Raw genomic sequence first — 15,366 nt, 5'->3', positions numbered from 1 at the left:
GGAGCAATTTGAAATACCATGGTACATGGGTAGCGCATCAAATTGACAAACATCTGCTTGGCAGGAGTGACCAAAATGACAGACATCCAGATTGGCATTATCGGCTGCGGCAACATCAGTCCGGCTTACCTCCGTCATTTGGCGAAGAGCGACAGGCTGAAGGTTGTGGCGCTGGCCGACCAGTTTCCGGAGAAGGCGCGCGAGCGGGCCGAGGAATTCGGAATTGAAAACGTATTCACAGTTGAAGAAATGTTGCGGCATCCTAAGATCGACCTGATTCTGAATCTCACGGTGCCTTCGTCCCATGCGGCGATTAACATTGCGGCTCTGGAGCACGGCAAGCATGTCTACGTGGAGAAGCCGCTGGCCATCCACTTGGAGGATGCCAGTCGAATGCTGGAGCTGGCCGCTGCACGCCATCTTCGCGTCGGCTGTGCCCCCGATACCTTCCTTGGCGCCGGACTGGAAACGGCCCGCAAGGCGATTCAAGACGGGCTGATCGGCCGTCCGGTGGCAGCCAGCGCGTTTATGGTAAGCGGCGGGCCGGAGAGCTGGCATCCGAATCCGGAGTTCTTCTATGCAGAAGGCGGCGGGCCGATGTTCGACATGGGGCCGTACTATCTGACGGCGCTGGTCCAATTACTTGGACCGATTCGCCGGATCAGCGGTTCGGCGGGAAGCCAGATTCCGGAGCGGACGATCGGGTCCGGTCCCAAAGCGGGCACCCCGATTCCCGTTCATACGCCAACCCATTACAGCGCAACGCTGGATTTTGTGGGAGGGGCGATCGGTACGCTGGTGACCAGCTTTGACGTGCGGGGCGGCAGCATGCTGCCGCGGATTGAGATTTACGGCACCGAAGGTACGCTGGAAGTCCCTGATCCGAACTGGTTTACCGGTGAGGTGAAGCTGCGTCGGGCCGGGGAAGAGACTTGGGAGACGCTGCCGCCGGTGTTTGCCAGCGGAGATAACGAGCGGGGACGCGGTATTGAGGAAATGGTGCAAGCGATACAGGAAGGCCGGGAGCATCGAGCCAGCGGCAAACTGGCTTATCATGTCCTGGAGGCGATGCATGCGGTTGCCCGGTCCTCGAAGGAAGGTCGGCATATCCTGTTGAGCCCTGTAGAGCTCTAATCGGACTTACTATGATGAAGAGGAGAATGAAATCATGACGAAGCTTGGTTTGCAGTTGTATACGGTAAGAGATCATTTGGAACGGGATTTTGAAGGAACTTTGCGCAAAGTGGCAGAGCTTGGCTATCAAGGGGTCGAGTTTGCCGGATTTTACGGGCGCACGGCAGAGCAAGTACAGGAGATTTTGCGGGAGACGGGATTAACGGCGATTGGTGCGCATACCCCATATACCCGGTTGAAGGAAGCGATCGACGAGGAATTGGCGTTTAATAAAGCGATTGGCAGCCGCTATATCATCGTTCCTTATTTGGCAGAGGAAGACCGCAACCGTTGGTCGGAAATCATCGAAGATTTGAAAAAATTCGGTGAAAAGTGCAAAGAGGAAGATTTGGTGCTTTGCTATCATAATCATGATTTTGAGCTGACGTTACAGCACGACGGCAAGCCGGTGCTTGACGCCATCTACGAGCAAGTGCCTGAACACCTGTTGCAGGTTGAGCTTGATTCCTGCTGGGTCGCCTTTGCTGGAGCGAATCCGCTGGATTATATCGCTACATATACGGGGCGGCTTCCGCTGGTGCACTGGAAGGACGTGGTCAAGAAGGCGGACGGTTCGCCGGATACGGTTGAGCTTGGCCGCGGGGAGATTGCCATCACGGAAATCGGCGATGCTGCGATTGCTGCGGGGGTGGAATGGTTAATCGTCGAGCAGGATCATTGCGCCGGAGATTCGCTCACGAGCATTCAGACAAGCATGGAATGGGTACGTGACTATGCGCAAAAAGGAGGTAAACTTCATGTCTAAAACGTTGAAAGTAGCCATTATCGGCTGCGGCGGGATTGCGAATGGAAAACATTTGCCAAGCCTGGCCCAGCAGCCTGAGGTGGAGATGGTCGCATTTTGCGATATTATCGAGGAGCGCGCAGCCAAAGCCGCAGCGCAATACGGCGGGGAGAACGCCAAGGTGTATACCGATTATCGCCAGCTGTTAGAGGAAAGCGATGCTGAAGTTGTGCATGTGTGCACGCCAAACGATTCCCACGCCGAAATTACGATTGATTCGTTGGAATCCGGTCGCCATGTCATGTGTGAGAAGCCGATGGCTAAGACGGCAGAGCAGGCTCGTCAAATGCTGGATGCAGCGAAGCGTACGGGCAAGAAGCTGACAATCGCCTACCAAAACCGGTTCCGCAGCGACAGCTTGTATTTGAAGGAGATTTGCGAAAAAGGTGAGCTCGGCGACATTTATCTTGGCAAGGCGCTGGCGCTTCGTCGCCGGGCAGTGCCGACATGGGGCGTCTTCCTCGACGAGGAGAAGCAAGGCGGCGGTCCGTTGATCGATATCGGGACCCATGCCCTAGACCTGACCTTGTGGCTGATGAACAACTACGAGCCGAAGAGCGTCACCGGTTCCGTCTTCCATAAACTCGGCAGCCGCGAGAATGCAGCAAATGCGTTTGGGCCTTGGAATCCGGAGGAATTTAAAGTGGAGGACTCTGCATTTGGCTTCATTACGATGAAGAACGGCGCGACGATCATTCTTGAATCGAGCTGGGCGCTGAACATCGTGGATATCGGCGAAGCGAAGACGCTGCTGTGCGGGACGGAAGGCGGCGCGGACATGACCAACGGCCTGCGCATCAACGGCGAGAAAATGAGTCGCCTGTATGAAACGAAGATTGATTTGGGTTCGGGCGGCGTTGCCTTCTTTGAGGGCAAACAGGAAACCGAGGCAACGCGTGAAGCAAGAGCTTGGGTGCAGGCGATTCTCGAGGATAAGGAACCGCTGGTGAAGCCGGAGCAAGCGCTGGTCGTCACGGAAATTTTGGAAGCGATTTACGAGTCGGCGAGAACAGGTAAGACCGTTTATTTTGATTAATCACGGGAGGGGACCGGGAATGAAATTAGGCGTATTTCTCGTATTGTTCGGAGGGCTCCCGTTGGAGCAGGCGTTGGATAAGGCAGCCGCCCAGGGGTTAAAAGCCGTAGAGATCGGGACTGGCGGTTATCCTGGCAACGCGCATTGTAATCCCGATGTACTGCTGGAGAATAAACAAGCGCGGGAGGAGTTCAAGCGGGCGGTGGAATCGCGCGGATTAACGATCAGTGCGCTGAGCTGCCACGGAAATCCTCTGCATCCGCAAAAGGCGGTGGCGCAAGAGTTCCATGACGCCTTCGTCAAGACCGTCCAATTGGCTGAACTGCTGGAGGTGCCGGTTGTTAATACGTTTTCCGGCTGTCCCGGTGATCATGAGGATGCGAGATACCCGAATTGGCCGGTCGCACCGTGGCCGAACGATTACCAGGAAATCCTCGATTGGCAGTGGAACAATAAGGTGATTCCGTACTGGTCGGAAATGGGCCGTTATGCCGCAGAGCATCATGTGAAAATCGGTTTGGAGCTGCACGGCGGTTTCTCCGTGCATACGCCGGCCACGCTGCTTCGCCTGCGCGAAGCGGCCGGGGAAGCTATCGGCGCCAATTTGGACCCGAGCCATATGTGGTGGCAGGGGATTGATCCGGTGCAGGCGATTTCGATCCTTGGCCGGGCTGGTGCGATTCACCATTTCCACGCCAAGGACACGACGATTGATCCGGTGAACGTGAACCGTTACGGACTTACGGATATGCAGCCTTATACCATGATGCAGGACCGGGCTTGGCAGTTCCGTACGGTTGGTTATGGCCATGATTTGAAAACCTGGGCGGACATCATCAGCGCCCTTCGCTTGTACGGCTACGACTATGTCGTCAGCATCGAGCATGAAGACGGCCTGATGTCGATCGACGAAGGGTTTACGAAGGCGGTACGCAACCTTCAGCAGGTGCTGGTGGAGGATTCTGCCGCCGAAATGTGGTGGGTATAAGTTACAACCAACGTAATATACTATATTAGCGGCCGCCGCCTGGGCGGTCGTTTTTTTAAATGATCGGTCATCCCCCTTACTTTCCTTCGATAAATATGCTATTATGATATATACTAACAAATTGTAAGCTTTCAGCCTTTAGGTCGGCGATGATAACGAGGTGAATTTTATGGATGAGCATTCCCAGGCGATGTGTCCGCGGTTTGAATCGGCATTTTCGTTTTTAGGCAAACGTTGGAACGGTCTGATCATCAAAACGCTGATGAGCGGTCCCAAGCGATTTAAGGATATTTCCAATCAGATTCCTTCCATGAGCGATAAAATGTTATCCGAGCGGATGAAGGATCTGGAATGTGAAGGAATCCTGGTTCGCCATGTCTATCCCGAGACGCCGGTTCGGATTGAATATGAATTAACGGAGAAAGGCCGGGCGCTTCGTCCCGTTATGGAACAAGTGCAGTCCTGGGCGGAAGAGTGGATTAAGTAAACAACAAACATGCCGTTACCGGCGAGCGGGCGGCATGGAATATAATAGAAAGTAGGTGTACGTGTGGCTGATGTAATTGTTATTGGAGCAGGACCTGCAGGAGCCAGTGCAGCACTTTTCTTGGCGAAGGCCGGTAAAGAAACGCTCGTTCTGGACAGCAACACCAGCATGACCAAGCGGGCATGGATCGAGAATCATTACGGTGCGAAGGACATTTCCGGACCCGATTTGCTGAAGATCGGCCGGGAGCAAGCGGAGAAATTCGGCGCGAAGTTCATTGAAGAGAAAGTAACTGACATCGATACGAACGGTGGTTCAACGGTTACGGTGAAGACCGAATCCGGCCGCAGTTATGAAGCGTCTCATATCATATTGGCCACCGGCGCGTTAACCGACCTTGCAAGCGCTATCGGCTTGGAGTTGAAGGAAGGCCGCGAACCTCGAATTAAGACGGTGATTGCTACGGATGGCCAAGGCCGTACGAGCATTCCGCGCGTATGGGCAGCGGGAACAGTTACCGGGGTAAGCGTGCATACGATCATTACCGCCGGCGACGGCGCGAAGGTAGCGATTGAGCTGATCAGCGAAATGAACGGCGAACGCTACGTTGATCACGACGTACTTAAGTAAGACATCTGAACATACGACAGGCCTCCTATTTACGGGAGGTCTTTTATTTTTGCAAAATCAGGGGATGCCCGAAATTTGAGAACCTGCGCCTTGTCCGGTATGCTTAGGATGAAGGAATAGGATCATGCCGAAGTTGGGACAATGATGTGGAGAAAGGCAGGGCGGCTATGTACATGAGATGGCGATGGTTCGTTGGATGTATGGCAGGACTGGCTATAATCATAATCGCGTCGGCGTGCGCCCGCGGCCAAATTACCGAACAACCGGCACCGGTGGAAACACAGGAAACCGAAGTAGAACATCCCCACGACATTACATTAACGATCGACGGAGGCACCTTTATCCCTGATGTGACGCGCAACCTGCATTTTGATTATATCGACGGGCTAACGGTACGTCATGCCTTGGCGAGCAGCGGGATCGTCAAATTTACAGAGGATCGGTCGGCCATTCAATCGGTTGGGGAAGTGTCGCTGGATTCGGCATTGGAATGGGGAACCCGGCTGAATGATAAGGAACTCGCCCCTACGAACTGGGATCAGGAGCTGCAAATGGGCGACAAGCTGTTGGTATACGTCAAGACGGTGGACAGCTATGAAGCGATCCCTCCGCTGGCGTCTTTGCTGTTGATTATCGACGGGGGCAGCCAGAAGCAATATTTTGTTCATAAATACAGCGATAATACCACCGTTCGAGACCTCTTGAAGCGCAGCGGAATGGTTCAGTTTAACCCCAACCATAAATCGATCATCTCCGTCGGCGGCTATACGTCCCAGCAGGACGAGCAGTGGGTCCTGAAGGTGAATGGGAAGAAGCTGCTGGATAATGGGCTGGACATGAAATTAAAGCCGCAGGACTACGTGGAGATTACCTTGATGACGCGTTAGAAGTACGATTAGCTTAGGGAATCCGCAATTCTGGTGATGATCCGGGAGAGCGGATTTTTTTTCAATAGAAAATTGAAAAAAGTTATGACAGAAGTATGTTAAAATTTTTAATGTGAATGTAATCACAAAGTCCTCGGTTGCCGAAACGGTCTGCGTGTCCCGTACGATAAAGTGCTGATTGCTACCGGCTCCAACTCGCTGATCTTGCCGATTTGGCGGCGGCCAAATCGCCGTATCAGACTATGCTGATGGGGATGTCCTTCGGACTCGCCCTGACGCTGCTCAGCTTGTCGTTGCTGCTGCCAAAACATCCGGATACGGTGACGTTCGCCGGCTGGCTGCACAACATGGTGCCGGTCACGCTGGGCAATATGGTGGGCGGCGCGGTTTTCGTCGGCATGGCTTTTGGTTCATTTCGCCCGTGCGCAAGAAAGTATAGATGCAAATTATCCCCCAACCTCAATGGGTAGCGAAGAGGATTGGGGGATTTTTTTTTCACGTTAATAGAAAGCAAAAAAACCGCCCTGCACTCAAGGGACGGTTCAAATCGCTAGAACTAACGCCGAATATGGGGGGAGTACTAGGCGGTTAAATGCGGCAGATTTCGTTCGGGCACAGCTCGCAGTGGCAAATATCTTGCAGCATGACCAGATCTTTGATCACGATCATCCCGTTCTCATAGTCCAGCGCATCCTTCTTGCGCAGGTCGCTCAGCATCCGGTTGACGCTTTCGCGCGTTGCCCCGATCATGTTGGACAAGTCAGTATGGGTGATCTTCTTATTGATCAGAATGGCGTCTCCGTGCGGCTCACCGTACGTATTGCTCAAGCGAATCAAGGTCGAGCACAAAGCGCCCGGTTTGCCGTACATCATCAGATCGCGGAATTTGGTTTGCGTCAAACGGTGATGGATGCCCATCCATTTCATGAAATCGATGGCGAAATCGCAATGCTGACAGATCATGATTTCCAGGTCCTTCTGCTCGATAATGCCGATTTCACAGTCTTCGATGACTTCGGCGGTAAAGCTATGCTTCGAGCTGAAGAACGGATCGGCTTGCCCAACCATATCGCCGACACCATACATGTAGAGGATCAATTCTTTGCCCTCATCCGTCGATTTCGTCAACTTCACACGGCCGCGCTTGATGTAGAACAGTTTATCGGAATAGTCACCTTCCCAGAACAAATGTGTCCCCTCGGGATAAGATTTGTCTTTCATCGTAACGAGAAGGCGATTGAAGTTTTGCTCTGAAAAACAGCTCGTATTGCCGCGGGGCAGGGTGGCATTCACAATTTCACTCATCATCGATTTCCCCTTTGTGCTCCAAATTTTTCTGAAAATTTTAAATTAATTATAACCCGTTTTTTTTAGTTTTTGGGGGCTGTAAAGCCCGAAAAAGTGAACATTGTGAGAAATTTCACTATGTCGAACAGTACGTTCTCACTAAAAACGGTGCAAAATAATAAACTGGCGATCGGTAAGTATTTAAAGGTGATACTATGTACACAATGTAAAGTATATATGAAAAACTTATCGTGACAAGTGAAAACTTTCAACTTTTTTAAAGTATGTGAAAAATTTCACTATACAAAATCAAAAGCCTGTGCTATGATCAAGACATAAAGAGAAGCGCACAAGCTTCATAAGGATTCGCTTGCAAGTGAATTTTTTCACAAATAAGATTTAGGACCACCATCTGCAAGCAATCCCTAAATCAAAATTTAGGAGGATGAGAGAGATGGCTGTTAAAAACGAAGTAGCTGCTAAAGCTCAGCCAACCGCGCAAGAGTATATTCAAACGTTGATCGACAAAGCCAAGAAAGCTTCCGAAGCATTCATGAGCATGGATCAGGAGCAGATCGATAAGATCGTGCAAGCGATGGCTTTGGCTGGGCTCGACAAGCATATGCATCTGGCGAAAATGGCGATCGAGGAAACGGGACGCGGCGTATACGAAGATAAAATCATCAAGAACATGTTTGCAACCGAGTATATCTGGAACAGCATTAAGTACCAAAAAACAGTAGGCGTCATCGAAGACAATCCTTACGAGAGCTTCCAAAAAATCGCCGAGCCGGTTGGGATCATCATGGGGATTACCCCGGTCACGAACCCAACGTCGACCACCATCTTTAAATCTCTGATCGCCATCAAAACTCGCAACCCGATCATCTTCGGCTTCCATCCATCCGCGCAAGCCTGCAGCACGGAAGCCGCTAAAATATTGCTTGAAGCCGCTGTTAAACACGGGGCACCTGCGGACTGTATCCAATGGATCGAAAATCCATCCATGGACCGCACGAACGCGCTGATGAATCACCCGGATGTCGCTTGCATTCTGGCTACCGGCGGTTCCGCGATGGTTAAAGCAGCTTATAGCTGCGGTAAGCCGGCCCTCGGCGTAGGCCCTGGTAACGTTCCTTGCTTCATTGAGAAGAGCGCCGATCTGGATCAAGCGGTCAACGACCTGATCCTGTCCAAAACGTTTGACAACGGTATGATTTGCGCATCCGAACAAGCGGTGATTATCGAAGAACCGATCTTCGACCAAGTGAAGAAGAAAATGATCGCCAACGGCTGCTATTTTGTAAATAAAGAAGAAGCTGCCAAGCTGACCGCAGGAGCCATCAACGCGGAGAAATGTGCGGTGAACCCTGCGATCGTTGGTCAATCGGCCGTAAAAATCGCGGAAATGTGCGGCATCGACGTCCCGGCCGGAACGAAAATTCTCGTTGCCGAGATCGAAGGCGTTGGTCCGAAATTCCCATTGTCCGCAGAGAAGTTGAGTCCTGTACTTGCTTGCTACAAAGTGAAGAATGCAGAGGAAGGCATTAAACGTGCGCTGGAAGTTGTGCAATTCGGCGGCATGGGTCACTCCTCGGTAATCCACTCGAACAATGAGGAAGTGATTCAACAATTCTCCGATCGGATGCCAACTTGCCGGATCCTGGTGAACCAACCTTCTTCGCAAGGCGGTATCGGCGACATCTACAACACAAACCTGCCGTCGCTGACGCTGGGCTGCGGATCGTACGGACGCAACTCGACTTCGTCGAACGTCACGGCCGTGAATCTGATCAACGTGAAAAGGGTGAATCATCGTACCGTGAACATGCAATGGTTTAAAGTGCCTAGCAAAATTTACTTCGAGAAAAACTCGACGCAATACTTGGCGAAGATGCCGGACATCTCCCGCGTCATGATCGTTACTGACCCGATGATGGTGAAGCTCGGCTACGTGGAAAGAGTCGAACATTTCCTGCGTCAACGCCAAACGCCGGTAGCCATCGAAGTGTTCTCGGACGTTGAACCGGATCCATCGACCACGACCGTACAACGCGGTACTGAGCTGATGGCGAAGTTCCAACCGGACTGCATTATCGCCCTGGGCGGCGGTTCGCCGATGGACGCGGCGAAAGGCATGTGGCTGTTCTATGAATATCCGGATACCGACTTCCACAATCTGAAGCAAAAATTCATGGATATCCGCAAACGGATCTACAAATATCCGCGTCTTGGCCAAAAAGCGAAATTCGTGGCCATTCCAACGACATCGGGTACCGGTTCCGAAGTTACCTCGTTCTCGGTTATTACCGATAAAATCAACGGCAACACGAAATACCCGTTGGCGGATTACGAGCTGACGCCGGACGTTGCGATCATTGACCCTGAGTTCGTCTACAGCTTGCCGAAAGTGGCTGTTGCAGATACCGGTATGGACGTACTGACGCATGCGATCGAAGCTTACGTCTCGGTCATGGCTAACGACTACACGGACGGTCTGGCGATCAAAGCGATCCAGCTGGTATTCCAATACCTGGAGAAATCGGCGCTGACCGGCGACAAGCTGGCCCGCGAGAAAATGCACAATGCTTCGACGCTCGCAGGGATGGCGTTCGCCAACGCATTCCTTGGCATCAACCACAGCTTGGCGCATAAATGGGGCGGTCAATACGGTACGGCCCATGGACGTACCAATGCGATTCTGATGCCGCACGTCATCCGCTACAATGCGAAGAAACCAACGAAATTCGCGGCATGGCCGAAATACAGAAACTTCGTTGCCGATGAACGTTATGCGGAAATCGCCCGCATTCTGGGTCTGCCGGCTCGCACGACGGAAGAAGGCGTGAAGAGCTTGATCAAAGCGGTGCGCGATCTGAACAAGAAGCTGGGCATTCCGGAATCGTTCCAAGCGCTTGGCTTCGATGCGAAGGATTTCGAATCGCGCGTCGATTACCTGGCGGACCGTGCCTTCGAAGACCAATGTACGACTGCGAATCCGAAGCTGCCGCTGGTCAGCGAGCTGGCTGAGATTTATCGCGACGCCTTCTATGGAAGATTTGAAGAATAAGTGAACAGGCGTGTAAAAATGGTGACAAATATCACTTATTGTGATATTTGTCACAATCTTTTTGGATAGGAAGAGCTATGATTACAATATAAATGATCCCTCAGAAGTTTGTTAACGGAGTGGAACCCGGTCCTTCGGGGCCGGGCACCATAATTGTCTAAGTTGTGAAAAGTATCACAAATTTTAGGGATCATGAGGCGCGGGATAGACCTTCAACCGCGACCACATATAAAAATGGAGGGAATCAAGATGTCGGTGATCGAAAGAGAAGTAACAGAAACCAAGGCGCAAAACGCATGGAGAGGCTTCAAACCTGGGAAATGGATGAAGGAAGTGGATACGCGCGATTTTATCCAATCAAACGTGAATCCTTATGAAGGTAATGAGTCCTTCTTGAAAGGCGCTTCGGCGAACACGAAAGCGTTGTGGGATATCGTATCGCAGCTGTCCGTGAAAGAACGGGAAGCCGGCGGGGTCCTGGATGTAGACGTGAACACGCCATCCACGATCACTTCCCATGCTCCTGGATATTTGGATAAAGAGAAGGAACAAATCGTAGGCGTTCAGGGCTCAGCCCCTTTCCAACGCACGATCCATCCATTCGGCGGGATCAACATGGTCATCAATGCGTGCAAAGCTTATGGCTTTGATCTGCCAGCTGAGATCGTAAATCTGTTTACAACGATTCGCAAAACCCATAACCAAGGGGTATTTGATGCTTATACATCGGAAATGAGAGCCGCCCGTAAGGCTGGGATCATCACAGGTCTTCCTGACGCATACGGCCGCGGTCGGATCATCGGGGACTACCGCCGCGTTGCCCTGTACGGCGTAGACTTCTTGATCAAGCAAAAACAACAAGAATTGAAATCTCTTGAAGTAGATGTCATCGATGAAGATGTGATCCGGCTTCGGGAAGAAATTTCTGAACAAATTCGCGCTTTAGGCGAATTGAAACAGCTCGGCGAAATGTACGGATTCGACATTTCCAGACCGGCGAACAATGCGAAGGAAGCTTTCCAATGGTTGTACTTCGGTTATCTGGCAGCGGTCAAAGAACAAGACGGTGCGGCAATGTCCCTCGGACGCGTATCTTCGTTCCTCGATATTTACATCGAACGCGATCTGGCCGAAGGAACATTAACCGAAGAAGCAGCTCAAGAATTGGTTGACCATTTCGTCATGAAGCTGCGGATCGTGAAATTCCTGAGAACGCCAGAGTACAACGAACTGTTCAGCGGCGACCCAACTTGGGTAACGGAATCGATCGGCGGGATGTCCGTAAACGGCAAGACGCTCGTAACCAAGAACAGCTTCCGCTTCCTGCATACGCTGTACAACCTGGGGCCGGCTCCAGAACCAAACCTGACCGTGCTCTGGTCGGAGCAACTGCCTGACGCCTTCAAGAAATACTGCGCGAAGGTATCGATCGAGACGAGCTCGATTCAATATGAAAACGACGATCTGATGCGTCCGATTTACGGTGACGATTACGGTATCGCATGCTGCGTCTCCGCGATGAGAATCGGGAAACAAATGCAGTTCTTCGGCGCTCGCGCAAACTTGGCGAAAGCTCTGCTGTATGCGATCAACGGCGGTAAGGATGAAAAATCCGGCGTCCAAGTTGGTCCGGAATATCCGGCCATCACTTCGGAATACCTCGACTATGACGAAGTGAAGAAACGCTTTATCCCGATGATGGAATGGCTGGCTAAGCTGTACGTGAACACCTTGAACGTGATCCACTACATGCACGATAAATACTGCTACGAACGGATCGAGATGGCGCTGCACGACCGCGACATTCTCCGCACGATGGCTTGCGGTATCGCCGGCTTGTCCGTAGCGGCTGACTCGCTCAGTGCGATCAAATATGCCAAAGTGAAACCGATCCGCAACGAAAACGGCATTGCCGTAGACTTCGAAATCGAAGGCGAGTTCCCTTGCTACGGGAACAACGACGACCGCGTTGACCAAATTGCGGTAGAGCTGGTTGAAACGTTTATGGGCATGATCCGCAAGCATAAAACGTACCGCAACTCGCTGCCAACCCAATCGGTATTGACAATTACGTCGAACGTTGTATATGGTAAGAAAACAGGCAGCACGCCGGACGGACGTAAAGCCGGCGAACCGTTCGCACCAGGGGCGAACCCGATGCACGGCCGCGACAAGAAAGGGGCGTTAGCTTCCCTGAGCTCGGTAGCGAAGCTGCCATATGAGCACAGCTTGGACGGCATCTCGAATACGTTCTCGATCGTGCCGAAGGCCTTGGGTAAAGACACGGAAACCCGGAAATCGAACCTCGTATCGATGATGGACGGGTACTTCGGCAGCAAAGCGCATCACTTGAACGTAAACGTCTTTGACCGCGAACAACTGCTGGACGCAATGGAACATCCGGAAAACTATCCGCAATTAACAATCCGTGTATCGGGTTATGCGGTGAACTTCATCAAGTTGACCCGTGAACAACAACTAGATGTCATCAACCGGACCTTCCACGGCAAAATGTAATAACCTGCTGACGGGCAGCAACAATTGAAGCTGAACGATAAAATGGGGAGTTGGGCTTGGATCGCCTTTCTCCTCATTCCTTTATCGGAGGCGAATTAGGGAAAGGGTGACGAAGATGCTTAAAGGTCGCATACATTCGTTAGAAACGTTCGGAACCGTAGATGGACCGGGGATTCGTTTCGTCCTCTTTATGCAAGGCTGCTTGCTGCAGTGCCAATATTGCCATAACCCGGACACCTGGAGCTTGACGGAAGGCAAGGAGATGACCGTCGAGGAAGTTCTGGCCGAGATCGAGCCGTATTTGAACTATTACCGTACATCGGGCGGCGGACTGACGGTATCCGGCGGCGAAGCGACGCTGCAGGCGCCGTTTGTCACGGAATTGTTCCGGGAAGTGAAGAAACGCTGGAACCTTCATACGACGCTGGATACGAACGGCTATAATGAAGGGGATAAAATTCGCGATCTGCTGGATGTAACGGATCTGGTCCTGCTGGATCTGAAGCATATCGACAACGAGAAGCATATCAAGCTGACGGGCAAACCCAACGATCGAATGTTGAAGATGGCCCGCTGGCTGTCGGATCATGATCGGAAAATGTGGATTCGTCACGTGTATGTGCCCGGCATCCACGACGATGAGCAGGATTTACTGGAGCTTGGGAGATTTATCGGCAGCCTGAAGGGCGTGGAGAAATTCGAAATTCTTCCTTACCACCAAATGGGCGTGTACAAATGGCAGGAGCTCGGTTGGGCTTATCCGCTGGAAGGCGTACCTTCGCCAACGGATGAAGAGATCGAACGAGCTTATCGGTTGATTCGTGAAGGCGAGCAGCAAGTACCAGCCAAACCGTGAAATCTATGTCATATATTCTCACGCTAAAATCCAATATCTCAATTCCAAACGGTTAAACCTCTCGATATACGTTAGGTTTAACCGTTTTCATTTTGGTTTTTAGAGGATATTATCCCCTTAATAGAAAAATGTCCTCCTTATCAAAGGTGGTGACGCTTTCTATAATGAGGGTGTATCACATAAACGAGTTTGAGGAGGGTCTATCTAACATGAGGAAGAGTTTGGTGCTGCTGCTGTCTCTTGTGTTTGTTGCATCCGCGCTGCTCGCCGGCTGCGGCAAATCCGGCAACAACGGAAACAATGCTGCCCCGTCGAATGAAAGTCAGGGCACGTCAAATGCGGGGACCGAAACGGAAACGAACAACGATCCGTTTGAAATCACGATCCGCCACACCCAGGTTGGGGAATCCAAGAAGTTCCGCCTGGCGATGCTGGAGGACGTCGTCAAGAAGACGGAAGCTGCTGTACCGGGCTTAACCATCAAGCTGGATGCGGTGGACTCCGAAGTGAACCGCAAAGAGAAGCTGCGGGGCGAAATGGCCGCGGGCAAACCGCCGGAAATCTTCGACGTATTTGGCAGTCCGGATGCCCAGCTATATGCCAAGGAAGGCCTGATGCTGGATTTGACACCGATCATCGAAGAATTGGGCATTAAAGATAAATTTACGACACTGGATCCGTTTACCCTTGACGGCAAAGTATACGGCTTGCCAATCGGGGGTTCCATCGAAGGGTATTTCTATAATAAAGAGTACTTTGAATCCAAAGGGCTGAGTGTGCCGAAGACGCTTGGGGAGCTGGAGCAAATCGCTGAGAAAATCAAGGCGGACGGCAAAATCCCGTTTGCTCAGTCCTCCAAGGATGCTTGGATTCCGCTGATGACGACCAATAACCTGTGGTCCTATTTTGCCGGTCCGGAGATCACTTACGGCTTCAAGACAGGCGCAACGAAATGGACGGACGAGAATATGGTTAAGGCGATTGCCAAACATCAGGAATGGGTTCAAAAAGGTTACTTTAAGAAAGGCGAACTGGGCTTTGAATACGCGGATATGAGAAACCAGGTTATTACGGGCGAGGCTATCATGATGATGGACGGCTCCTGGGCGAACTCCGTCTTCCGCGATCCGGCTCAAGCCGGCGATATGGTGGGTAAAATCGGCTTCTTCAATATGCCGCCGTTGAATGAAGGGGATCCGGTCGTCGTCATGCAGGATGCCAACAACGGTTACGGCTTCTCCAGTGCGGTGGCGGAGGATCCGCGGAAGCTGGCGGCCGTTAAGGAGTTCATTAAGAACATGTGGACGGAAGAAATGCAGCTGCGCGGCTTGAAAGAAGACGGCGTACTTCCGGCCATGAAGATGGATTTGGAGCAAATGAAGACGGCGTCCGACGACCCGCTGATGCAGGATATTTTTAGAGCGGTAAGTGAAATCGGCACTTCCTTCCCGGCGTTTGACGCGCTCGTGCAAGCGGAAGTGAATACGGCGCTGAGCATGGGCATTCAACAAATCATCGGCGGCGAAATCGAGCCGGCGAAGATGCTGGAAAATGTGCAGGCAGCGCAAGATGCAGCCAATGCCGCAGCGGAATAATCGTTAATTCTTAAGACTGATCATCGAACAAGGGC

Annotated in this window: 12 protein-coding genes and 1 pseudogene; 12 read left to right on the top strand and 1 reads right to left on the bottom strand. The window is 51.8% G+C overall.

Features of this window, described 5'->3' with window-relative positions; translation table 11 throughout:
- The first annotated feature begins 75 nt into the window (after positions 1-75).
- The 8 genes and pseudogenes from NSQ80_RS12940 to NSQ80_RS12905 all read left to right on the top strand — a co-directional run.
- Positions 76-1,134 (top strand): Gfo/Idh/MocA family oxidoreductase, encoded by a 1,059-nt coding sequence (locus NSQ80_RS12940; protein WP_260070917.1) that lies wholly within the window; start codon positions 76-78, stop codon positions 1,132-1,134.
- A 34-nt stretch (positions 1,135-1,168) separates the two neighbouring features.
- Positions 1,169-1,939 (top strand): sugar phosphate isomerase/epimerase, encoded by a 771-nt coding sequence (locus tag NSQ80_RS12935; protein ID WP_009225298.1) that lies wholly within the window; start codon positions 1,169-1,171, stop codon positions 1,937-1,939.
- Positions 1,932-3,014, top strand: a complete 1,083-nt coding sequence (locus tag NSQ80_RS12930; RefSeq protein WP_009225299.1) for a Gfo/Idh/MocA family oxidoreductase — start codon at positions 1,932-1,934, stop codon at positions 3,012-3,014. Before NSQ80_RS12935 ends, NSQ80_RS12930 begins: the two co-directional genes overlap by 8 nt.
- 19 nt (positions 3,015-3,033) lie before the next feature.
- On the top strand, positions 3,034-4,002 hold the full coding sequence (locus NSQ80_RS12925) for a sugar phosphate isomerase/epimerase (RefSeq protein WP_339299322.1): 969 nt from the start codon (positions 3,034-3,036) through the stop codon (positions 4,000-4,002).
- A 169-nt stretch (positions 4,003-4,171) separates the two neighbouring features.
- Positions 4,172-4,489 (top strand): helix-turn-helix domain-containing protein, encoded by a 318-nt coding sequence (locus tag NSQ80_RS12920; RefSeq protein ID WP_323076842.1) that lies wholly within the window; start codon positions 4,172-4,174, stop codon positions 4,487-4,489.
- 63 nt (positions 4,490-4,552) lie between these two features.
- Positions 4,553-5,119: an FAD-dependent oxidoreductase gene (locus NSQ80_RS12915; RefSeq protein ID WP_339299319.1), complete on the top strand. Its 567-nt coding sequence runs from the start codon at positions 4,553-4,555 to the stop codon at positions 5,117-5,119.
- Positions 5,120-5,292: 173 nt separating this feature from the next.
- Positions 5,293-6,006 (top strand): hypothetical protein, encoded by a 714-nt coding sequence (locus tag NSQ80_RS12910; protein WP_339299317.1) that lies wholly within the window; start codon positions 5,293-5,295, stop codon positions 6,004-6,006.
- A gap of 266 nt (positions 6,007-6,272) precedes the next feature.
- Positions 6,273-6,445, top strand: a pseudogene (locus tag NSQ80_RS12905) (nitrite transporter NirC); the annotation flags it as partial.
- 149 nt (positions 6,446-6,594) lie between these two features.
- On the opposite strand, the gene NSQ80_RS12900 reads toward NSQ80_RS12905, so the two are convergent.
- Positions 6,595-7,311: a Crp/Fnr family transcriptional regulator gene (locus NSQ80_RS12900; RefSeq protein WP_036645269.1), complete on the bottom strand. Its 717-nt coding sequence runs from the start codon at positions 7,309-7,311 to the stop codon at positions 6,595-6,597.
- 436 nt (positions 7,312-7,747) lie between these two features.
- Between NSQ80_RS12900 and adhE the strand changes: the two genes are divergently transcribed.
- From adhE to NSQ80_RS12880, 4 genes are all read left to right on the top strand, one after another.
- A complete protein-coding gene (gene adhE, locus NSQ80_RS12895) occupies positions 7,748-10,363 on the top strand; it encodes a bifunctional acetaldehyde-CoA/alcohol dehydrogenase (protein WP_260070919.1) in 2,616 nt (871 codons plus the stop codon).
- A gap of 249 nt (positions 10,364-10,612) precedes the next feature.
- Positions 10,613-12,880: a formate C-acetyltransferase gene (pflB, locus tag NSQ80_RS12890; RefSeq protein ID WP_260070920.1), complete on the top strand. Its 2,268-nt coding sequence runs from the start codon at positions 10,613-10,615 to the stop codon at positions 12,878-12,880.
- Between the two features lie 115 nt (positions 12,881-12,995).
- Positions 12,996-13,736: a pyruvate formate-lyase-activating protein gene (gene pflA, locus NSQ80_RS12885; RefSeq protein ID WP_260070921.1), complete on the top strand. Its 741-nt coding sequence runs from the start codon at positions 12,996-12,998 to the stop codon at positions 13,734-13,736.
- A 209-nt stretch (positions 13,737-13,945) separates the two neighbouring features.
- The gene (locus tag NSQ80_RS12880; RefSeq protein WP_260070922.1) at positions 13,946-15,331 is read left to right on the top strand and encodes an extracellular solute-binding protein; all 1,386 of its coding nucleotides are present in this window, start codon (positions 13,946-13,948) and stop codon (positions 15,329-15,331) included.
- Positions 15,332-15,366 lie beyond the last annotated feature (35 nt).

This window comes from Paenibacillus sp. FSL K6-2441 (genome assembly GCF_037964765.1).
Taxonomy (GTDB): domain Bacteria; phylum Bacillota; class Bacilli; order Paenibacillales; family Paenibacillaceae; genus Fontibacillus; species Fontibacillus phoenicis.
The sequence above is the reverse complement of the archived record's forward strand: the minus strand, read 5'-3'. Positions and strand labels throughout refer to the sequence as shown.